This window comes from Nesiotobacter zosterae (assembly GCF_033843645.1).
GTDB classification, from domain to species: Bacteria; Pseudomonadota; Alphaproteobacteria; order Rhizobiales; family Stappiaceae; genus Pseudovibrio; species Pseudovibrio zosterae.
Genome location: NZ_JAWXVZ010000001.1, coordinates 241,471 through 261,156, shown reverse-complemented (window position 1 = coordinate 261,156; position 19,686 = coordinate 241,471). Strand labels below are relative to the sequence as shown.

Sequence of the window (19,686 nt, the reverse complement as noted above, 5' to 3'; positions counted from 1 at the left end):
AAGAAGGACGTGCTAGACATGTTCGCAGTCATTAAGACCGGTGGTAAACAGTACCGTGTCGCTACTGACGATCTTTTGAAGATCGAAAAAGTTTCTGCAGAAGCAGGCGAGACCGTCACTTTTGACGAAGTTCTCATTGTTGGCAACGAAACCGATACCACTATCGGTGCGCCAACTGTTGAAGGTGCTTCTGTTGTAGGTGAAGTTGTAGAACAGGGCCGTGATCGCAAGATCATCATCTTCAAGAAGCGTCGTCGTCAGAACTCTCGTCGTCGCAACGGTCACCGTCAGTCCTTCACGACCGTGAAGATCACTGATATCCTGACCGGTGGTGCAAAGCCTGCAAAGAAGGCTGCTGCTCCTAAGGCTGCTGAAGCTGCTCCTGCAGTTGAAGGCGCTGATGACCTGAAGAAGCTGAGCGGCCTTGGCCCTGCAATTGAAAAGAAGCTGAACGCTGCTGGCGTAACCACTTACGCTCAGATCGCAGCATTCACAGCTGAAGACATCGCCCGCGTTGAAGAAGAAGCAGGCCTTAAGGGTCGTTTCGAACGCGATAACTGGGTTGAACAGGCTAAGGAACTCGCAGGCAAGTAATTGCCCGTGAACCTGTCCTAAGAGATTAAACGAGGAGTACTTCGTTATGGCTCATAAAAAAGCTGGCGGTTCATCCCGCAACGGTCGCGACTCAGCTGGTCGTCGTCTTGGCATCAAGAAGTTCGGTGGTGAAACCGTAATCCCTGGCAACATCATTGCTCGTCAGCGTGGCACAACGTGGCACCCAGGCGCAGGTGTAGACATGGGCAAAGACCACACTATTTTTGCGACTGTCGAAGGCAAAGTAGCATTCGAAACAAAGCGTAATGGCCGAACATTTATTAATGTGATGCCAGTGGCGCTAGCCGCAGAGTAAAGCCGACGTGAGTTTCCAAACCGTCGGCGTCTCATCGACCCGGCGGGATGGAAATCCGGCCTCCGATCTGAAAAAGATCAGAAAAAGGGAAGATGGGACACCATCTTCCCTTTTTTATTTTGCCCTGTAGTCAGGGTTCGTGCCGGAGAAAAGAAATGGTTGTCGAATACGAGGAAAGCTTAGAGGAAAGCAGTTACAGCGCGGCCGCATACGGGCCGCAGGACACAGCGCGTCTGGCCATCAACGCCGCGCGCAAAGACGATCTGGCTGACATCATGTTCCTGGCGAACAACCGCCGGATTGCCGAAATGCTGTCCAGCATGCCGCACCCATTCACCCTAGACGATGCCAAGGCATTGGTGAAGCGCAGCGAAGCGACACGCATGGGACAGGCCCTCTTTGCCATACGCATGAAGAATACAGGCCGGCTGATCGGTGCCATCGGTTATGGCCCGCTGGCGGAAGACGGCGGCACCTTGCATCTGGGTTATTGGATCGGTGAACCGTTCTGGGGTCAAGGCTACGCGACAGAGGCCGCCCACGCGGTGGTGGATTTTGCGTTCTCCAATGGCGGTGTGAATGAGCTGACCGCCGCGTGCCGTGTGAACAATCCGGGCTCTCGCCGGGTGCTGGAAAAGAGCGGCTTCCAATTCCGGGAGCAATCCAAGATGCGCATGTCCGGCAACAGCGGTCTTGTGAACGTGGACCGTTTTTCGCTGACACGCAGCACATGGAAGGCGCTCAAGGCCTGGGGCCAAGCCGCCTGATTTGAAGGCGGCGCTCTGTCCGTGCCACCAATAGAGATCCGGGTCCTGCCGCTGCGCTGAGGAAATTGACAACCACCCTTTGGCGCAGGGGCAGACCGGCTCCCGGTTTCGTGACACCGACTTGCTGCTCTCCTTCTGCCTCTCCACTTTTTGTCTACCTTGCCACCTCTGGGCCAGTCGAGAACGACATGCGGCCTCCTGCCAAGGCATTCCCCTTACTCAAACCAATCCACTTTTGGCGAAAGACCATCGCTACCGACTATCGCGATTTTACTTTTATCATTTGATCTGAACAGGATGAGACACATGACCAAAGAGCTTGTCACACAGAGGCTCCGTCTTCGTGCACCCAGCATGGATGATGCTCCGGCTTTTGCCAAGTATCTAAAAAACTTCGAGGTTTCCGGAAACTTGGCCAGAGTTCCTCATCCCTACACGCTTGAGGATGCAAAGCTTTGGCTTTCCCTGAAGAAGCCAGAGGACAGCTTTGCCTGGTGCCTTGAGAGAGACGGTGAGGCCATTGGCTGCGTTATAATTCGTAATCTGGGAGATCGCCCTACCATCGGTTACTGGCTCGCTCAGCCTTTCTGGGGCAAGGGGTTCATGAGTGAGGCCGTTCATGCAGTACTCACGCATGCCTTTGAAGATCTTGGAGTTTATTCCTTCAATGCAGGTGCTTACACCTTCAATAAGGGGTCCATTGGCACGCTGACCAAGCAAGGCTTCGTCTATGGCGGGCGCGGTTTTCAATCCTGCGCAGCGCGAGGTGGCGAAGAAATGCCAGAGTACCGCTATTACCTCACCAAGGCCGCCTTTATGGCCAAGAAGAAGCAATTGGAACCCGCATAGGCAGTCCCATGTTCCCAGTTTTGAAAGGTGAGCGCGTGACTTTGCGCGCGTTCACCAAGGAAGATATCCCTAATCTTGTCAGATACTTAGATAATTTCAAAGTTTCCAGCATGCTGAACCCTGTTCCACATCCCTATTCACTTGCGGATGCAGAAGACTGGGTCGCCTTCACCGCAAGCTCGGATATGGACGACACGATCAATTGGGCCATCGACGATGGAACAGGACTGATTGGAGCCATTGGCCTGAGTGGCTTGAGGGGGGATAACAGCTTTGGTTACTGGTTGGGGCAACCCTTTTGGGGACGGGGATATGCCAGCGCAGCCGGACGTGCAGTCCTCAAGTTTTGCTTTGCGCATTACCCCGAGCTGCATGAACTGAATTCATATGCCTTCCGCGAAAACCAGGCGTCGCAGAATGTGCTTGGCAAACTCGGTTTCCTGCGCACAGGTGAGGCAACAAGAACGAGCAAGGCGAGGCCCGACGAGCAAATTCCAAGCGTCACTTTCGCATTGACGCGTAAGAGATATTTGGCGGAAAAGCTTGACATTTAGGCCATCAAACCGTTTAAACACGGTCTTCGGCATTCGGGTTTCAACCCCAATATGAATAGTATCGTTCTTTGGCCCTTTTTTCTCAAGCATTGTGCTAGTGCCACCGGCTTTTAAGAGGTACTACAAAGACGTCTGCACACGGTCTTAAAGAGATAGAAAATGAAGTTCCTCGATCAGGCAAAAATCTTTGTTAAATCCGGCGATGGCGGCGCAGGCAGCGTCAGTTTCCGCCGGGAAAAATACGTGGCAGAGGGCGGCCCAGACGGCGGCGACGGTGGTCGCGGCGGCGATGTTTGGGTTGAGTGCGTTGATGGTCTCAACACGTTGATCGACTACCGCTACGCCCAGCACTACAAGGCCAAGGTCGGCATGCACGGCATGGGCCGCAACCGAACCGGCGCTCGGGGTGCCGACGTCGTTTTGCGCGTGCCCAAAGGCACCCAGATTCTTGAGGAAGACAACGAGACTGTCATCGCGGATCTGACCGAAGTTGGTGAAAAGCTGCTGCTCTTGCGTGGCGGCAACGGCGGCTTTGGCAATGCCCACTTCAAGACCTCCACCAACCAGGCACCGCGCCATGCTAATCCGGGTCAGGATGGTCAGGAAAAATGGGTTTGGCTGCGCCTTAAACTGATTGCAGATACAGGCCTTGTTGGCTTGCCCAACGCTGGCAAGTCCACCTTCCTGGCCGCTGTTTCTGCCGCCAAGCCGAAGATTGCGGACTACCCCTTCACCACGTTGCACCCAAACCTCGGCGTTTGCGAAATCGACGGCCGCGGCTTTGTGCTGGCTGACATTCCAGGTCTCATTGAAGGGGCCCACGAAGGCACCGGCCTTGGTGATCGCTTCCTTGGCCACGTTGAGCGCACCCGTGTTCTGCTGCATCTCGTAGATGGCTCTAGCGAAGACCCAGCGGAGTCCTACCGGATCATTCGTGGAGAGCTGGAAGCCTACGGAAACGGCCTTGCTGAAAAGCCAGAGATCGTCTGCCTGTCGAAGGCGGATGCGTTGTCGGAAGAACTTCGTGATGAGAAAGTTGCAGCACTGGAAGCGGCCTGCGGTCAAAAGCCGTTGATCCTGTCCTCCGCCAGTGGCGAGAACGTGGACACGGTTCAACGCATGATCATTCGCGCCATCGACAAGGACAAACAGGACGAAGCCAATGCCGTTCCTTCCAACAAGGAAGAGGAATGGCGTCCGTAAATGTCTCGAAAGCTGAGCGAGTTCAATCGCATAACCATCAAGATCGGCTCGGCGCTTCTGGTTGATGAAAACGGCCTGAAGCGCAAATGGCTTGAATCGTTGGCTGACGACATGAAGACTCTGGCCGATTTGGGCAAAGAGCTTCTGGTCGTGTCTTCGGGCTCCATTGCGCTGGGTCGTCGTGTGCTTGGACTTCCAGCTGGGGCTCTAAAGCTGGAACAGGCTCAGGCTGCTGCATCTGTTGGCCAGATTGCGCTTGCCCAAGCATATTCCGAAATCTTGAAGGACCGAGGCCTGACCGCAGGCCAGATCCTCCTAACCCTTCGGGATACGGAGGAGCGCCGCCGCTATCTCAACGCGCGCGAAACCATCGGAACCCTGATCAAAATGGGTGCGGTGCCAATCATCAACGAGAACGACACCGTGGCCACCAGCGAAATCCGCTATGGCGACAATGACCGTCTTGGCGCCCGTGTGGCAACGATGGCAAGTGCCGACTGTCTTGTGCTGCTTTCAGACGTGGATGGTCTCTACACTGCTGCCCCGCAAAAAGACCCTGATGCTGTGTTCCTGCCTGAAGTGGTTTCAATTACCCCGGCCATTGAAGCGATGGCTGGTGCGGCTGGTTCTGCGTTTTCTTCAGGGGGAATGAAGACCAAGATTGACGCTGCCAAGATTGCTGTTGGCGCGGGGACAACCATGGTCATTTCATCCGGCAAAAAGATGAACCCACTGAGCGCGATCTGCAACGGAGAGCGCGCGACTTGGTTTCCAGCAGCTTCAACTCCCCAATCCTCGCGCAAAGCATGGATCGGAGGTCATTTAGAGCTGATGGGTGTTGTGCAGCTGGATGAAGGCGCACTGACCGCCGTGAAACGGGGAAAAAGTTTGCTGCCAGCGGGAGTAAAGCGCGTGGACGGCCGCTTTCAACGCGGCGATGCCGTGCGCTTGGTGGACGCCGAGGGCCGCGCCGTGGGCCGGGGCCTTGTGGCCTATGATTATGCCGAGGCGAGCCTTATCATTGGCCGCAACAGCCAAGAGATCGAAAACATCCTTGGCTATGCAGGCCGCTCTGAAATGATCCATCATGACGACCTCGTGCTGGAAGCGTCTGAACGAACTTAGTATTGAGATGGCAGGGCACGGGCCCCTGCAAGTTTTTGAGGTACCCATGGTCACTGAGGCTGATATCAAAATCCCTGAACTGATGGATGAAATGGGCCGCAATGCGCGCGCCGCAGCCCGTACGCTCTCCATGGTTCCGGGAGCGAAAAAGGATGCTGCTCTCATTGCCATGGCTGGCGCGGTACGCGCTGCGACCGCCGATATCTTGGCTGCGAACGCGCTCGACATTCAAAAAATGACCGAAAACGGCCAAAGTGAAGCCTACATCGATCGGGGCACCTTGAGTGAAGAGCGCATTGAGGGCATTGCCAAGGCGCTGGAAGATGTGGCGAAACTGGACGATCCCGTTGGCAGTGTGATCGCCACTTGGGAGCGCCCGAACGGCCTTGAAATCTCTCGCGTGCGCACGCCGCTTGGCGTGATTGGCGTAATCTACGAGAGCCGCCCGAATGTGACTGCCGATGCCGGCGCACTCTGTCTGAAAGCAGGGAACGCGGTGATCCTGCGCGGTGGTTCAGACACCATCCAGTCCAACCTTGCACTCCACAAGGCCCTGCAAACCGGACTTGAAACCGCTGGCTTGCCAAAACACGCAATCCAGCTGGTGCCGGTGACCGATCGTGATGCCGTTGGCGAGATGCTGAAGGGCCTTGATGGCAACGTGGATGTGATCGTTCCGCGCGGGGGTAAAAGTCTCGTGGCACGGGTACAACAGGACGCGCGAGTGCCGGTGTTTGCGCACCTTGAGGGACTGGTGCACATTTACGTTGATGAACGCGCTGATTTGAATAAAACCGTCGATATCGTCGTTAATTCGAAGATGCGACGCACTGGTATCTGCGGTGCCTTGGAAACACTACTGGTGGACGAGGCCGTCGCCACCACGCACCTGCGTCCGATCGTCGATGCCCTTCAAGCGAAGGGCTGTGAGATCCGTGGTGACGAAGAAGTGGCCATGCTGTGCTCCGGCGTACAACCTGTGAGCGAAGAAGACTGGTCTACCGAATATCTGGCCCCCATTCTCTCTGTAAAGCTGGTAAGCGGTCTGGATGACGCCATCGAGCACATCGCGACCTACAGCTCCAGCCATACCGACTGCATCATCACCGAGGATGCTGCGGCCGCACGGCGGTTCCAGAATGAGGTGGATTCAGCAATCGTGCTGCACAACGCCTCCACCCAGTTTGCGGATGGCGGCGAGTTCGGCATGGGCGCAGAAATTGGCATTGCCACCGGACGTATGCACGCGCGCGGTCCGGTTGGCGTTGAACAGCTCACCAGCTTCAAATACGCGGTGCGCGGGAACGGTCAAACGCGTCCATGAACACGAACCCCGAGACCAGCTTCATCACGCGTGAAGAAACAAGCTTCGCCGATTGGCTGCGGCTGCCCTACGCGGCCCCGGGCAACAAGATCGGGCTTTTTGGCGGCTCCTTCAACCCGCCGCACAGCGGGCACCTTCTGGTGGCTGAAACTGCGCTGAAGCGCCTCGGCCTAGACCAGATCTGGTGGCTGGTTACACCCGGCAACCCCTTGAAACAACACAATGAGCTGGCGCCGTTGGAAGCCCGCGTTGAGGCTGTGAAAGACCTTGCTCAACACCCAAAGATGCGGGTAACCGCCCACGAGGTGATGTTGGGCACGCCCTACACCGCCAAGACCCTTGCGGCGCTGCAAGCCAAACAGCCGCTCGTGAAGTTCGTCTGGGTGATGGGCGCAGACAATCTGGCCGGGTTCCATCGCTGGCAGGACTGGCGCGGCATCGTGAACCGTGTCCCGATTGCCATTGTGAACCGTCCGGGCGCAACTTTATCCCCCTTGTCTGCGCCGATGAGCGTGACCTATGCGCAGGCGCGCCTGCCGGAACACAAGGCACCGCTGCTTAGCGACATAAAAGCACCTGCATGGACATTTCTGACGGGACCACTTGACGCCTCGTCCTCAACGAATATAAGGGCGGGCCGAAATAACAAATGAAGCCCATCCAAAAGCTTCAGATAATAGTGTCTTGAAAATGCCATGTCGGTGACGCTATCCTTCCTCTTGGGAAGGCTTGGTGGCCGATGGTTTTCTGGACTTTCCCCGCGGCATGGCCGCGTAACATACCAACCATGGCGAAAGGCTACACAGCTGACCATGACAGCAACACATGAAGGGACGGATACCAACGCTCCTCTTCTGCCGCAGGACTCTTCTATTGAAGACGCACTGCTTCAATGCATCCTCAAAAGCCTCGACGATTCAAAGGCTGAGGAGATCGTTTCCCTAGACCTAGCGGGTAAAACCTCTGTCGCGGACTTTATGGTCGTGGCCTCCGGTCGTTCACATCGTCATGTGGGCGCGGTCACCGATCACCTGCTCCGTGATCTGAAGGAAGCTGGTTACGGCAATGCCCGTGTTGAAGGGTTGCCTCACTGCGACTGGGTTCTGGTCGATATCGGTGATGCAATCATTCACATTTTCCGTCCGGAAGTCCGTGGCTTCTACAATGTCGAGAAGATGTGGTCCACTGAGACAACAGAGCCGACCCAGTACATCGGCTAATAGACCGCGTTTTTTAGGTCTATAAAACGGTCCATGGTGGCTGCCTCATTCGCCAGAAGAGGCAGCGCAAGACTGTTTGGCTTCAAGTTCAGAGCGTACCTATGAAATTTAGTGTGGCCTGCGTCGGCAAAATGAAAGCTGGCGCAGAAAAAGAGCTTTGTGACCGGTATCTTGACCGGGCGCGCAAGGCTGGAAAGTCTCTTGGCATAACGGCAGTCAATGTGATTGAGCTGCCGGAAAGCAAAGCAGGCCGCACAGCAGACCGCAAAGCGGAGGAGGCCGGTGCATTGCTCAAGGCAATCCCGAGCGGCGCGGTGATTATTGCTCTGGACGAACACGGCAAAGCGCTGACGAGTGAAGCGTTTTCCGACAAGGTGCGCGGCTGGACCGACAGCGGCGTTTCTGATGTGGTACTTGTGATCGGCGGCGCAGATGGTCATGGACCAGAGCTGCTGAGCCGAGCCGACCTGAAGCTGGCCCTGGGCACCATGACATGGCCGCACCAAATCGTGCGCATATTATGTGCCGAACAGATTTACCGGGCCATCACCATCATGAGCGGGCACCCGTATCACCGGGTCTGAGCCTGACGCACACGCAGATCTTACGAAACTTTAAGAAGAGCCGGGCTTGCCGAGCCCCGCCGGTTCTGCTTGGATGCGTGCCAGCTTTATAGTTAACAGTGTGCTGTAATTGACACTTAATTAACGCTGGTCATTCAAAGTTCATCGACATTCCGTTTAAGGATATGGCGTTGCAAAGGAACCGTTAATCGCATGCGCAGGGCGAGCCCGTCGCACCTATTTTCAGCAGGTTTGGCACTGGTTGTTGCAGCAGGTCTTCTGTTTGGCACCGGTGTGAGTTCCCGTGCGCAAGATACAGCAGACGCCGCCCCCTTGACCGCAGAGGAAAAGGCGCAGCAAAAACGCCACGATCGGGAGCGGGAACTGCGCGATGTGACCCGTGACATCTCCATCTCCGAAGAACGCCTTGAGCAGATCAACCGCACCATGCGGGCGCTTGACCGGGACCGCAAGAGCCTGAACGAGGAGTTGATCCGTACAGGCGAACGGATGAAAACCCTAGAATCTCAATTGAATGCAACTGAACGCCGGTTAGCGCGGCACCAAGTGAATGAAGACGCCGTGCGTGCCTCGCTCAACGAGCGCCGCGGCACCCTTGCGGAAGTGCTGGCCGCTCTGCAGCGGATTGGGCACCGCCCTCCTCCGGCGATGGCCGTGCGCCCCCGAGACGCGTTGGCCGCTGTGCGCAGCGCCATTCTTCTCAACGCGGTGATGCCGGATGTGCGCATTGAAGCCGAGGCGCTGGCAAGCGACCTGGCCGAGCTGACACGGCTGCGTTCCAGCATTCAGGAAGAATATGACCGGATCCGCGCGGGCGCGACCAAGCTGGCAGAAGAGCAGCACAAGGTGGAACTGCTCTTGGCGGAAAAGCAGCAACAACGCACCCAAAGCGCGCAAATGCTGGATGCTGAGCGCAAACGTGCCGAGGAACTGGCCGCCAAGGCAACCTCGCTGAAGCAACTGCTGGCGAACCTTGAAAACGAAGTGAGCAGCGCTCGCAACGCGGCCGAAGCGGCACGGCGGTCCGACCGCCAGCACGCGGAAGGGCGGCGCGGTTATGCCGATCCTTTTTCCGACCCCGGTCGTTTAAGCCCTCAAATTCCGTTTGCTGATGCAAAAGGATTTTTGCCTCGCCCGGTTTCTGGCACATTGCTGCAGGATTATGGTGTAGCTGACGGGTTCGGAAACAAGACAAACGGCCAGTCCTATGTAACCCGTGCGAACGCCCAGATCACCGCCCCGGCGGATGGATGGGTAGCGTACGCAGGGGATTTCAGGTCTTATGGTCAGCTGATTATCCTCAACGCCGGAAATGGTCACCACATTTTGCTGGCGGGTATGGATCAAATTAACGTGGAATTGGGACAGTTCGTTCTTGCTGGTGAACCAGTGGCAAGAATGGGCGACACCCGAGTAGCCAGTGTTGCAAATCTAAATTTTGGATCTGAGCAGCCAGTGCTATATGTAGAATTTAGAAAAGGCGGTACTGCCATTGACCCCAAACCATGGTGGTCTAACGCCGACAACGAAAAGGTTCGCGGATGATACGGAAAGCTTCGCTATTACTGGTAGGTGTGGTCATGGGGGCCGCTGCGGTAGTGACCTACAAGGAGGCGCCATTCAGGTTCACCGAGCCTGCGCATGCTGCTTCCCCAGACACGTACAATCAGCTGAACCTGTTTGGTGATGTGTTTGAGCGGGTACGCTCGGATTACGTAGAAGAGCCAGTCGATTCCGACCTGATTGAAGCTGCCATCAACGGCATGCTGACAGATCTGGATCCGCACTCCAGTTATCTTTCTCCAAAAAACTTCCGCGACATGCAGGTGCAAACCCGCGGTGAGTTTGGCGGGCTGGGTATTGAAGTGACCATGGAAGATGGGCTGGTCAAGGTCGTTGCGCCAATCGACGACACGCCTGCTTTCAAGGCGGGTGTGCTTGCAGGCGATCTGATTACCCACCTTGATGGCGAGCAGGTCTTCGGCCTGACCCTTAACGAAGCCGTTGAGAAAATGCGGGGGCCTGTCGACACCGACATCACCATTACTATTCGTCGCGATAACTTCGATGAGCCGCTGGAACTCGTCATCAAGCGCGACGTGATCCGCATTCGCTCCGTGCGCTGGAACGAAGAGGATGACGTTGGGTATGTGCGCATCACGCAGTTCAACGAACAGACCTACGACGGTTTGGAGCGCGCCGTTGAAGAACTGACCGAAAGCATTGGCGAAGACAAGCTGAAGGGCTTTGTCATTGACCTGCGCAACAATCCGGGCGGTCTTCTGGACCAAGCAATTTCGGTTTCCGACGCGTTCCTGAACCGCGGCGAGATCGTTTCTACCCGTGGTCGCCATGCGGATGAGATTCAGCGCTACAACGCGCGTCCCGGCGATCTGTTGGACGGCATGCCCGTGATCGTGCTCGTGAACGGTGGCTCGGCCTCCGCATCAGAGATTGTCGCCGGCGCGCTGCAGGATCATCGCCGCGCAACAGTTCTGGGTACTCGCTCCTTCGGTAAAGGCTCCGTGCAGACCATCATTCCGCTTGGGGCAAATGGTGCGATCCGTCTGACAACGGCACGGTATTACACACCTTCCGGCACCTCTATTCAGGCAAAGGGCATCCGCCCAGACATCGTGATGCTCCAAGAGCTGCCAGAAGAACTGAAGGGCCGTGTTGAAACCAAGGGCGAGGCAGGGCTTCGCGGTCACCTTTCTGCTGAAGAAGGTGACGAGGATTCCGGCAGTCAGGCCTATGTGCCGCAGGACAAGACCAAGGACACCCAGCTGAACCTGGCCCTTGACCTGTTGCGCGGCAACGCCGCCAATGATGCCTTCCCGCCAAAGGGTGGCGATCAAGCCTCGAAGTAACACATGCGATAACCGCAGCGGATAAACCGCTGCGGTTTCTTTCTCACCTGAGCTGACGTTTTAAATTGCATTGGGACTGGTATGCCCGGAGATGATCTAACGGCCCCCCTCGGGCTGAAACAACGACGGTTTTACCATCTGCCATTTGGCTTATTCGGCATTTCGCTGATGATCCTTCTGGCGACCACTGCATTTATCTGGATTGGCGTGGTGGATGATCCGTTTGGTGGAGAGCCCACAGCCTCCGTCAAGCTTTCAACGGATTTGAAAGGGGTAACGCAGCACGACTTCACGGTTGTGGAGCTGCCCCAAGCGCTGGACAATGTGCTGGGGCCAGAAGACGAGCCCGATGTGGCTCCCCCCCTTGAGGGGGTCACAGGCCCGCGCCACGAACTGGCGCAAAAGTTGGCCGGGGCACCAATGCAAGCCCATGTTCCCTTGCAGAGCCTTCTTGAAAACGGTCCCTATGGTGCCATCCCGAAAGTTTCCGAGAACGGATTGCGGCCTCTGGATGCTTATGCAGAGCCTGCGCCGAACGTTGCCACTGCACAGGCACGCATTGCGCTGGTGCTTAATGGCATTGGCTTGAACGAGACCATGTCCGCCATGGCTTTGGACAACCTGCCCAGCGAAGTGGCTCTGGCGATTTCGCCTTATGGCACGGATCTGGACAACTGGATGAGCAAGGCGCGGCGCAATGACAACGAAGTGCTGCTGCAAATTCCCATGGAGCCGTTCGACTATCCGGACAACGATGCAGGACCACACAGCTTGCTGACCAAAGCTGCAAGCGCGCAAAACGCGGACAAACTGAGCTGGCTGATGGCCCGAACCACAAACTACATTGGCCTTGTCAATTTCATGGGCCAACGTTTCCTTTCCGACAACGCAGCCCTGTCCTTGTTCATGAGCGAAGTCAATGATCGCGGGCTGATGTTCGTGGACGCCGCAGGCTCTGCACGTAGCGCCTCCAAAGATGTGGCGATGCAAACGGACACCCCGTTTGTGCAGGTGGATGTGGTCATTGATGAGGACTTGGATAAGTCGTCCATCGAAAGCCGCCTGTTGCAGGTCGAGTCCCTTGCCCGCTCCAACGGGCTGGCGATTGCCTCAGCGACGACCTACCCAGTTACATTGCGGGAACTGGAGCGGTGGACCCGCTCCCTTGAAGACCGCGGCTTGACACTGATCCCCATCAGCGCTGCGATTGCTGCTGAACACGCCCAGTAAGTGCAGGCTTGCCGCGCGCAAGCCTTCTCAGAGACATTCAATGACACAACACGACCTTCTTCCCTACCGCCCCTGCGTGGGCATCATGCTGATCAACCACGCGGGCCTTGTGTGGGTTGGGAAACGCTTTGGCGACAAGAACCCAGTGCCCGACGAAACAGCCTGGCAGATGCCGCAGGGCGGTCTGGACAAGGGCGAAGACCCGCTTGAGGCCGCAAAACGGGAACTTTACGAAGAAACCTCGGTTTCCAACGTCTCCCTGCTGGCTGAGGCACCAGAATGGTATGCCTACGACTTTCCAGAGGAAGTGCTTCAAAGTACCCGGCGCGGAAAGTATCGCGGCCAGACCCAGAAGTGGTTCGCCATGCGCTTTGAAGGGATGGATAGCGAAATCAACATTCTGACCCCACCGGACGGCCATGGACAGGAGTTTTGTGAGTGGCGCTGGGAGCGGGCCGAGAACCTGCCGGGCCTGATCGTGCCATTCAAGCGCGAGGTCTATGCGCAGGTGGTTGGTGCATTCAAGCACCTTACGGTGTGAGCTGCGCCCACTCTTCCAGCACTGTTTCATCCGGCTCTTGAGGGACATGCCGCTCCTTGAGAGCGGCAACCTGAGCGCTTTGCGCCAGCTGGCCCAGCGCCCAAACCGCTGCGCCGCGCACAACCGGTGCCGGATCTTCCAGCAGGCCCACAACGAGTTCCAGCAACTCGGCTTGGCCAGAGTTGCCCGCAGCAATCAGCGTGTTGCGGATAAAGCGATCCCGGCCGATGCGCTTGATTGGTGAGCCACTGAAGAATTTGCGGAAGGTGGGATCGTCCAACTGGAGGAGCTCTCTGATCTCCGGTTCCTTCAGATCCTCTCGGGCTTGCAGCTTTGCCTCTGAGGCTTCCTGTGCAAACTTGTTCCAAGGACACACGCCAAGACAGTCATCACAGCCGTATATGCGGTTGGCCATTGGCTTTCGAAACTCATGGGGAATGGGGCCATGATGTTCGATGGTGAGATAGGAAATGCAGCGGTTGGCGTCGATCTTGTAAGGGCTTGGGAAGGCATTGGTCGGACAGGCATCCAAGCAGCGCCGACAGCGGCCGCAATGATCGACCTCCGCCTCGTCGGCAGGAAGCTCCAAGGTGGAGAAGATTGAGCCGAGGAAGAACCAGGAGCCAAGCTCGCGCGACACCAGATTGGTGTGCTTGCCCTGCCAACCAAGGCCGGCGGCATGCGCCAGCGGTTTTTCCATGACAGGGGCCGTGTCCACGAACACCTTCACATCGCCGCCCCCACGGGACACCACCAAACTAGCCAGCTCCTTAAGCTTGCCCTTGATGATGTCGTGATAGTCGCGGTTGCGCGCGTAAACGGAGATGGCCGCCTTCTCCGGCTTCTCAAGGAGATAAAGGGGGTTCTCCTCCGGGCCGTAGTTCATGGCGAGCATGATGACGCTGTTCACCTCAGGCCACAACGCGCGCGGATCTGACCGTCGTTCTTCTGTTTCAGGCATCCAGTCCATGGATGCGTGATACCCAGCCTCAATGAAGCTGCGCAGCCGCTCCGGTGCCAGCGGAATGGAATCCGGCCGGGTGATGCGCACTTCGGAAAAGCCCAGCGCTTTGGCACGGCTGATGAGATCGGCTTTTACCCGATTCAATTGCCGGTCTGTCAGCATGGTCGTGTCCGTTGATGGGTCAGAAGTCCAAATCGGCGTAGGTCGCCGATGGCGGCATGCCGAGCATCTTGTCGCTCAAGAGCGGACGGAAGCTTGGCCGGGATTTCACCCGTGCGTACCAGCTTTTTGTGTTCTCGTCCCGTGCCCATGGCACCTCGCCAAGATAATCTGCCGTGGACAGCATAGCGGCTGCCGCCAAATCAGCAAAACTCAGCTCATCGCCAGCCAGCCATTTTCGCGTGGCAGCAAGGTAGCCGATGTATTGCAGATGGTGCCCCATGTTGGTGCGGGCAACACGAAGAATGGCAGAATCCGGCTGGCCACCGCCGTATTTCGGGGCCATTTCCTGCTTGTAGATGCGCTCATGGACCAGATAGCCCAGCACCTCGACGTGAAACTTGTTCAAAAACCAATCGACCAGACGGCGCACTTCCGCGCGCTTGACCGGATGGTCTGGAAGCAGGCGGCGGTCCGGTTTTGAATAGCCGCGCGTCTCATCCAGATATTCGAGGATAACCGTCGTGCCACACACAGGACCGCCATCATTTTCATGTAGCACCGGGATCGTTCCCGCCGGATTCAACATCAAAAACTCTTGACGTCGAACCCAAGGGTATTCCGTGGTGCACTCAAACTGGACCCCGTACTCGCCCAGCGCAAGACGAACGGCGCGGGAGTGGGGGCAAAATGGATGGTGGTATAGCTTCAGCATGGGTTTCTTTTCGGGGCAAACCGTTAACCAGTTAAATCTGCTTTAACCGAATTTTCTTCCTTATGTGTTTATCTTAGCCATCGATCCCGAAAATTAGCGGGGGACAACTCCGTGCCTGCCGAGAAGTGTTTATCTGGAGAAGAATCTATCAATGACAACTGAGACCATCATCGGTGCGCTGATCCTTGGGATCATCGAGGGACTCACAGAATTTTTGCCCGTCTCCTCTACGGGTCACCTGCTTCTAGTGGGGCACTTTATCGGGTTTGAAAGCGAAGGGCGGATGTTCGAAGTGCTAATCCAGCTCGGCGCCATCCTTGCTATCCTGTCGGTTTATTTCAAAAGATTGTGGCAACTTGCGTCCACGATCCCAACAGATCCGCGCTCCAGGCACTTTGTCACCGGGATTGTCATTGCCTTTCTGCCCGCCGTGTTTATTGGCGTCCTCGCCCATGGGTTCATCAAACAAGTGCTGTTCGAAACACCGGTGCTTGTCTGCGTCACGCTCATCTTTGGCGGCATCATCATGCTGTTGGTGGACAAGATGCCTCTTGAGGTGAAGTACCGTGAGATTACCGAGTATCCGTTAGGGCTTTGTCTGAAGATTGGCCTGTGTCAGTGCGTGGCGATGATACCCGGCGTTTCGCGCAGCGGCGCGACCATTGTTGGTTCGCTCTTGATGGGAACCGACAAGCGCTCGGCTGCGGAGTTCTCCTTCTTCCTTGCCATGCCAACCATGACCGGCGCGTTTGCCTACGATCTCTTCAAGAACCGCGATCTGATCACCGTGGACAATGCAACCATCATCGGCATTGGCTTTGTAGCCTCATTCATCGCCGGTTACTTTGTGGTGCGCACCTTCCTTGACTTCGTGAGCAAACACGGGTTTGCGCCGTTCGGCTGGTGGCGTATCGGCGTTGGAGGACTGGGCCTGTTCGGCCTCATCCTGCAAAACGCTTTTTGAGCACAATCGGTAGAACGCAAAAAAGGCGGGCCAAACGGACCCGCCCTTTTTATGCGTTGTTTTTTTAAGGATCAGTTCTGCACTGGCCGACGCGCGTCGTACTGGCCGTGTGGCATGTACTGTTCCATGTAGCTTGGGAGGATGGCTTCCATGCTGTGCGCATTGATGCCCAACCCTTCCAAAGTGCGACCCTCGGCGATTGCTTGTGCGCTGACCACATTGTCCGTGCGCAACAACTCGACCTGATCCACCGTGAGCGGCGGGTTTGGCAAAATCTGCAGGAAGCGTGCCTTGAAGCGCGCCAGACCGAAAGACAAGCTCCCCAACATGCGGCGACGGCGAATGATCTTGAGCATCAGCTCCAAACATTCACGGAAGCTGGCCACTTCCGGTCCACCAAGTTCATAAGTGGTTCCTCGCGCAACCTCACCCTCAACAGCCTTTGCAATCGCCTCAGCAACATCACCCACAAACACGGGCTGGAATTTCGTTTTGCCGCCGCCCACGAGAGGCAGAGCTGGTGCGATGCGGGACATGGCCCCAAAGCGATTGAAAAAGTCGTCTTCCGGACCAAAAACCACAGAGGGACGGAAAATAATCGTATCCGGCACCGCGGCGCGGAACGCATTTTCCCCAGCCGCTTTCGACCGGGCATAGGCGGATTTGCTGTTTGCATCTGCGCCAATTGCAGACACATGGATCACGCGATTCATATCCAACGCAGCACAGGCATCGGCAATGTTCTTTGCGCCTGAGGCTTGAATGGCCTCGAATGTCTGCTTTCCGCTTTCGTGCAAAATGCCGACCAGATTGATCACGGCATCTGAACCACGCATGGCGTTTTCGACTGATTCACGATTGCGAATATTTGCCTGAACCGGCATGATTTGACCAACAACGCCAAGGGGTTGCAGGTGTTCAGCGTTTTCGGGCCGACGAACTGCGGCGCGCACGCGGTATCCGCGCAACGCAAGTGCGCGAATGATGTGCCGCCCAAGAAAGCCGGAGCCTCCGAATACCGTAACAAGTTTTCCGTTGAGTGCCGTAGCCATCTTTTTCCTACCTCGCACGGACATGCGTATCTGAGACGATCAGTATTCCCATGGACCTCAATAGTCCCTCGTCTGGCATCTGTGAAGGCTGTCTGTGGATGAAAATAATTTCTTCACAAAAGCCTGATTGACAACCCGCCTAATGACCCTTAAACACCGCCTCCACAGACACGGCGCTGGCGGAAACGAGAGCGCAACGTGGAAGTGCCCAGGTGGCGGAATTGGTAGACGCGCTAGCTTCAGGTGCTAGTGCTCGCAAGGGCGTGGAGGTTCGAGTCCTCTCCTGGGCACCATCTTTTCTCTCAAAAAAAATCAAAAATAGTTTAGAGAGTTAGAGCAACTATCCGGTTGCATCAGGCGCTTGCCTTAAACGCTTTTTCCAATCAGATTTCGACCAGATCGCCTTCGGTGCTTACCTTAATTTAGCGCTTTTATTTGGTTCTGGATCACTTTGCTGGCCACAAGGGTTAACAGCCTGGCTCTTGCCAAGCTGCGAGAGGGCGCCACGGCGCGTGCAAAAAAAGCTTTGCATGGTCAGGCAGGTGGTGGCATCTAGGCCTTTATGCCATGAGCGCCTGCGCGCTCTATCAAGCCAGACGAATTGAGATGCGGCCATGACAATCAGATTCCACCGGAATGACCTTCCTTCACTTCAGCACTATGAGAGCGCGGAGGCCGTTGCTGTTGACACGGAAACGCTGGGCTTGAACCCGCACCGTGATCGCCTCTGCGTTGTACAGCTCTCTCCCGGTGATGGGTCGGCAGATGTGGTACAGATTGACCGTGGTCAGACCGATGCCCCATTGCTGAAGCAGCTGTTCACCGATGCAAGCAAACCGAAAATCTTCCACTTTGCGCGCTTCGATGTGGCTGTACTCTATGCTTATCTGGGCATTGAGGTGTCTCCGGTTTGGTGCACCAAGATCGCATCCAAGCTCACACGGACCTACACAGATCGTCATGGACTGAAAGACCTGTCCAAAGAGCTTATCGGCGTGGACATCTCCAAGCAGCAGCAAAGCTCTGACTGGGCTGCTGAAAAGCTGACAGATGCGCAACTGGCCTACGCAGCCTCTGACGTTTTGCACCTGCACCAGCTTAAAGAGCGCCTTGAGTTCATGCTGGACCGCGAAGGACGCCGCGAAATTGCGCTGGAGTGCTTCAAGTTTCTGCCGACACGGGCAAAACTCGATCTGGCGGGATGGCCTGAAACGGATATTTTTGCCCACTCTTAAGAAGCCAATGACCGGCTTTGGGAGGTGAAAATGCGCGGCGCCACCTTGTTTATTGAACTTGGGCTGCTTCCTCATTAGTTTGTGCAGGGTGAAAGCCCCTGGTCAGTGACAGGGCGACGGCCCATGTGAACGCCGTTCAAATGGTCGGCGTATTGAACTAAAAGACAACAAGAACAACCAAGGACGGTGCAGTGCAACCAGCTCCACAGGCGCCTCGGGGCTTTGTTTGGTCCGATGAAGCGAAGAAGAAACAGGAAGCTGCCAGACGGGCTGCCAAGCGGCACACCCGACTGGTAAAGTTTCTGCGCTTCACGCTGCCAGCGCTCGGCACCTTGATTGCTGCTGGCATCATTGGTGCCGTCATTCTGCGCAACATTCTTGCAGGCATGGGCCTTGGTGACATCAGCCTCACAGTAGACGGGCTTGTGATGTCCAACCCGCATCTGACGGGTAGTGATGGCGAGCGCTCCTACTCCGTATCGGCTGACAAGGCGATCCAGCGCATCTCCAATCCGAAGATTATCGACCTGGAAACTCTCCGCGCCAAAATTGTTCTTGGAAAAGACGAAAATGCTGAGGTTGTAGCAACAAAAGGCACTTACAATGCCGATGTTGAGACATTAAAGCTGAGAGAAGGTATCACCGTTACCTATAGTGGTGGATACACGGGCGAGTTTGACTATCTGGATATCGACATGACGACCGGAATGATTGTCACAAACAGCTCGGTAACGGTGCAGGCCGAAGGCGGTTACATTCACGCAGGCTCCATGGACTACGATCAAAACGGTGGCGTCATGCGGTTTAGCGACGGTGTTTCCTTGCGGATTAACCCGTCATCACTGGAGAACAGTCAATGACAGCATGGTTGCGGACCCTTTGGATCTTGATGGCCTTGCCAGTGCTGGCAGCAACTGGCGTGGGCGCACAAACCTTTGACGATGCTTTCGCAGGCTTTGGCGCGAACAGCGACGAGCCCATTCAGATTGAAGCGGAAAACCTTGAGGTGCAGGACAACCAGAAAAGTGCCGTCTTCAGCGGCAGTGTTGTTGTGTCTCAAGGCGATGCCACGCTGAAAACCGAGCGCCTGAAAGTTTTTTATGGCGGCTCGCTTGCCTCCTCGGGCGAAAGCGGCTTGCAGCAATCCATTTCACGCCTTGAAGCAGCAGGCGGCGTGTTCATCTCCTCGAAGGACCAGACGGCAACCGGCGACGATGCCAACTTCGACATGGAGAAAAACGTGATGGTGATGACCGGTGAGCGCGTGGTTCTGAGCCAAGGGCCCAACGTTGTTGTTGGCAGTAAGCTGACCGTTAACCTTGAGACCGGTAAAGTGGACCTAGTTTCACAGAACACAGGTCGCGTGAAGATGTTGTTGCAGCCTAACAGCCTTCAAAACAACAACTAGCAGGACGGCCAA

General features: G+C 56.1%; 22 protein-coding genes and 1 tRNA gene. 20 read left to right on the top strand and 3 right to left on the bottom strand.

Annotated elements, in window-relative coordinates; all coding sequences use genetic code 11:
• Positions 1-18 precede the first annotated feature (18 nt).
• From rplU to Q3Y58_RS01165, 15 genes are all read left to right on the top strand, one after another.
• Positions 19-594, top strand: a complete 576-nt coding sequence (gene rplU, locus Q3Y58_RS01235) for a 50S ribosomal protein L21 (protein WP_274217970.1) — start codon at positions 19-21, stop codon at positions 592-594.
• A gap of 46 nt (positions 595-640) precedes the next feature.
• On the top strand, positions 641-910 hold the full coding sequence (gene rpmA, locus Q3Y58_RS01230; RefSeq protein WP_274217969.1) for a 50S ribosomal protein L27: 270 nt from the start codon (positions 641-643) through the stop codon (positions 908-910).
• Between the two features lie 155 nt (positions 911-1,065).
• Positions 1,066-1,677, top strand: coding sequence for a GNAT family N-acetyltransferase (locus Q3Y58_RS01225; protein WP_319620656.1), 612 nt, complete (start codon positions 1,066-1,068; stop codon positions 1,675-1,677).
• A 306-nt stretch (positions 1,678-1,983) separates the two neighbouring features.
• A complete protein-coding gene (locus tag Q3Y58_RS01220) occupies positions 1,984-2,526 on the top strand; it encodes a GNAT family N-acetyltransferase (protein WP_319620655.1) in 543 nt (180 codons plus the stop codon).
• 8 nt (positions 2,527-2,534) lie between these two features.
• Positions 2,535-3,080: a GNAT family N-acetyltransferase gene (locus Q3Y58_RS01215; protein WP_319620654.1), complete on the top strand. Its 546-nt coding sequence runs from the start codon at positions 2,535-2,537 to the stop codon at positions 3,078-3,080.
• A gap of 159 nt (positions 3,081-3,239) precedes the next feature.
• Positions 3,240-4,283, top strand: coding sequence for a GTPase ObgE (gene obgE, locus Q3Y58_RS01210; RefSeq protein ID WP_274217965.1), 1,044 nt, complete (start codon positions 3,240-3,242; stop codon positions 4,281-4,283).
• A complete protein-coding gene (proB, locus tag Q3Y58_RS01205; protein WP_274217964.1) occupies positions 4,284-5,408 on the top strand; it encodes a glutamate 5-kinase in 1,125 nt (374 codons plus the stop codon).
• A 46-nt stretch (positions 5,409-5,454) separates the two neighbouring features.
• Entirely contained in the window at positions 5,455-6,732 is a 1,278-nt protein-coding gene (locus Q3Y58_RS01200) for a glutamate-5-semialdehyde dehydrogenase (RefSeq protein ID WP_319620652.1), read from the top strand.
• On the top strand, positions 6,729-7,385 hold the full coding sequence (locus tag Q3Y58_RS01195; protein WP_274217961.1) for a nicotinate-nucleotide adenylyltransferase: 657 nt from the start codon (positions 6,729-6,731) through the stop codon (positions 7,383-7,385). Before Q3Y58_RS01200 ends, Q3Y58_RS01195 begins: the two co-directional genes overlap by 4 nt.
• Before the next feature lie 159 nt (positions 7,386-7,544).
• The gene (gene rsfS, locus Q3Y58_RS01190; protein WP_274217960.1) at positions 7,545-7,952 is read left to right on the top strand and encodes a ribosome silencing factor; all 408 of its coding nucleotides are present in this window, start codon (positions 7,545-7,547) and stop codon (positions 7,950-7,952) included.
• 101 nt (positions 7,953-8,053) lie between these two features.
• Positions 8,054-8,536 (top strand): 23S rRNA (pseudouridine(1915)-N(3))-methyltransferase RlmH, encoded by a 483-nt coding sequence (gene rlmH / locus Q3Y58_RS01185; RefSeq protein ID WP_274217959.1) that lies wholly within the window; start codon positions 8,054-8,056, stop codon positions 8,534-8,536.
• A 192-nt stretch (positions 8,537-8,728) separates the two neighbouring features.
• Positions 8,729-10,081, top strand: coding sequence for a murein hydrolase activator EnvC family protein (locus Q3Y58_RS01180; protein WP_319620651.1), 1,353 nt, complete (start codon positions 8,729-8,731; stop codon positions 10,079-10,081).
• On the top strand, positions 10,078-11,406 hold the full coding sequence (locus Q3Y58_RS01175) for a S41 family peptidase (protein WP_274217957.1): 1,329 nt from the start codon (positions 10,078-10,080) through the stop codon (positions 11,404-11,406). Before Q3Y58_RS01180 ends, Q3Y58_RS01175 begins: the two co-directional genes overlap by 4 nt.
• 81 nt (positions 11,407-11,487) lie before the next feature.
• Complete coding sequence (locus tag Q3Y58_RS01170; RefSeq protein ID WP_319620650.1) at positions 11,488-12,636, top strand: divergent polysaccharide deacetylase family protein; 1,149 nt, start codon at positions 11,488-11,490, stop codon at positions 12,634-12,636.
• Positions 12,637-12,676: 40 nt separating this feature from the next.
• Positions 12,677-13,177, top strand: coding sequence for an RNA pyrophosphohydrolase (locus Q3Y58_RS01165; RefSeq protein ID WP_319620649.1), 501 nt, complete (start codon positions 12,677-12,679; stop codon positions 13,175-13,177).
• On the opposite strand, the gene queG is transcribed toward Q3Y58_RS01165, so the two are convergent.
• A complete protein-coding gene (gene queG, locus Q3Y58_RS01160; protein ID WP_319620648.1) occupies positions 13,167-14,303 on the bottom strand; it encodes a tRNA epoxyqueuosine(34) reductase QueG in 1,137 nt (378 codons plus the stop codon). The two genes, Q3Y58_RS01165 and queG, sit on opposite strands and share 11 nt — an antisense overlap.
• A gap of 19 nt (positions 14,304-14,322) precedes the next feature.
• A complete protein-coding gene (locus tag Q3Y58_RS01155) occupies positions 14,323-15,015 on the bottom strand; it encodes a glutathione S-transferase family protein (RefSeq protein ID WP_274217953.1) in 693 nt (230 codons plus the stop codon).
• A gap of 151 nt (positions 15,016-15,166) precedes the next feature.
• Between Q3Y58_RS01155 and Q3Y58_RS01150 the strand changes: the two genes are divergently transcribed.
• Positions 15,167-15,979: an undecaprenyl-diphosphate phosphatase gene (locus Q3Y58_RS01150; RefSeq protein WP_274217952.1), complete on the top strand. Its 813-nt coding sequence runs from the start codon at positions 15,167-15,169 to the stop codon at positions 15,977-15,979.
• A 71-nt stretch (positions 15,980-16,050) separates the two neighbouring features.
• Here Q3Y58_RS01150 and Q3Y58_RS01145 read toward each other — a convergent pair whose 3' ends face one another.
• Positions 16,051-17,031, bottom strand: a complete 981-nt coding sequence (locus tag Q3Y58_RS01145) for a complex I NDUFA9 subunit family protein (RefSeq protein ID WP_319620647.1) — start codon at positions 17,029-17,031, stop codon at positions 16,051-16,053.
• A gap of 206 nt (positions 17,032-17,237) precedes the next feature.
• Here Q3Y58_RS01145 and Q3Y58_RS01140 point away from each other — a divergent pair.
• The 4 genes from Q3Y58_RS01140 to Q3Y58_RS01125 all read left to right on the top strand — a co-directional run bounded on the left by Q3Y58_RS01140 (position 17,238) and on the right by Q3Y58_RS01125 (position 19,674).
• Positions 17,238-17,324 (top strand) — tRNA-Leu (locus tag Q3Y58_RS01140).
• A 321-nt stretch (positions 17,325-17,645) separates the two neighbouring features.
• Positions 17,646-18,266, top strand: coding sequence for a ribonuclease D (locus Q3Y58_RS01135; protein ID WP_319620646.1), 621 nt, complete (start codon positions 17,646-17,648; stop codon positions 18,264-18,266).
• Between the two features lie 191 nt (positions 18,267-18,457).
• Entirely contained in the window at positions 18,458-19,126 is a 669-nt protein-coding gene (gene lptC / locus Q3Y58_RS01130) for an LPS export ABC transporter periplasmic protein LptC (protein WP_274217949.1), read from the top strand.
• Positions 19,123-19,674, top strand: a complete 552-nt coding sequence (locus Q3Y58_RS01125; RefSeq protein WP_274217948.1) for an LptA/OstA family protein — start codon at positions 19,123-19,125, stop codon at positions 19,672-19,674. The genes lptC and Q3Y58_RS01125 overlap by 4 nt, the downstream gene beginning before the upstream one ends.
• Positions 19,675-19,686: the final 12 nt, after the last annotated feature.

Coding starts and splice junctions, on each gene's coding strand:
- rplU (WP_274217970.1), top strand. CDS start 19: ATGTTCGCAGTCATTAAGACCGGTGGTAAACAGTACCGTGTCGCTACT.
- rpmA (WP_274217969.1), top strand. CDS start 641: ATGGCTCATAAAAAAGCTGGCGGTTCATCCCGCAACGGTCGCGACTCA.
- Q3Y58_RS01225 (WP_319620656.1), top strand. CDS start 1,066: ATGGTTGTCGAATACGAGGAAAGCTTAGAGGAAAGCAGTTACAGCGCG.
- Q3Y58_RS01220 (WP_319620655.1), top strand. CDS start 1,984: ATGACCAAAGAGCTTGTCACACAGAGGCTCCGTCTTCGTGCACCCAGC.
- Q3Y58_RS01215 (WP_319620654.1), top strand. CDS start 2,535: ATGTTCCCAGTTTTGAAAGGTGAGCGCGTGACTTTGCGCGCGTTCACC.
- obgE (WP_274217965.1), top strand. CDS start 3,240: ATGAAGTTCCTCGATCAGGCAAAAATCTTTGTTAAATCCGGCGATGGC.
- proB (WP_274217964.1), top strand. CDS start 4,284: ATGTCTCGAAAGCTGAGCGAGTTCAATCGCATAACCATCAAGATCGGC.
- Q3Y58_RS01200 (WP_319620652.1), top strand. CDS start 5,455: ATGGTCACTGAGGCTGATATCAAAATCCCTGAACTGATGGATGAAATG.
- Q3Y58_RS01195 (WP_274217961.1), top strand. CDS start 6,729: ATGAACACGAACCCCGAGACCAGCTTCATCACGCGTGAAGAAACAAGC.
- rsfS (WP_274217960.1), top strand. CDS start 7,545: ATGACAGCAACACATGAAGGGACGGATACCAACGCTCCTCTTCTGCCG.
- rlmH (WP_274217959.1), top strand. CDS start 8,054: ATGAAATTTAGTGTGGCCTGCGTCGGCAAAATGAAAGCTGGCGCAGAA.
- Q3Y58_RS01180 (WP_319620651.1), top strand. CDS start 8,729: ATGCGCAGGGCGAGCCCGTCGCACCTATTTTCAGCAGGTTTGGCACTG.
- Q3Y58_RS01175 (WP_274217957.1), top strand. CDS start 10,078: ATGATACGGAAAGCTTCGCTATTACTGGTAGGTGTGGTCATGGGGGCC.
- Q3Y58_RS01170 (WP_319620650.1), top strand. CDS start 11,488: ATGCCCGGAGATGATCTAACGGCCCCCCTCGGGCTGAAACAACGACGG.
- Q3Y58_RS01165 (WP_319620649.1), top strand. CDS start 12,677: ATGACACAACACGACCTTCTTCCCTACCGCCCCTGCGTGGGCATCATG.
- queG (WP_319620648.1), bottom strand. CDS start 14,303: ATGCTGACAGACCGGCAATTGAATCGGGTAAAAGCCGATCTCATCAGC.
- Q3Y58_RS01155 (WP_274217953.1), bottom strand. CDS start 15,015: ATGCTGAAGCTATACCACCATCCATTTTGCCCCCACTCCCGCGCCGTT.
- Q3Y58_RS01150 (WP_274217952.1), top strand. CDS start 15,167: ATGACAACTGAGACCATCATCGGTGCGCTGATCCTTGGGATCATCGAG.
- Q3Y58_RS01145 (WP_319620647.1), bottom strand. CDS start 17,031: ATGGCTACGGCACTCAACGGAAAACTTGTTACGGTATTCGGAGGCTCC.
- Q3Y58_RS01135 (WP_319620646.1), top strand. CDS start 17,646: ATGACAATCAGATTCCACCGGAATGACCTTCCTTCACTTCAGCACTAT.
- Q3Y58_RS01125 (WP_274217948.1), top strand. CDS start 19,123: ATGACAGCATGGTTGCGGACCCTTTGGATCTTGATGGCCTTGCCAGTG.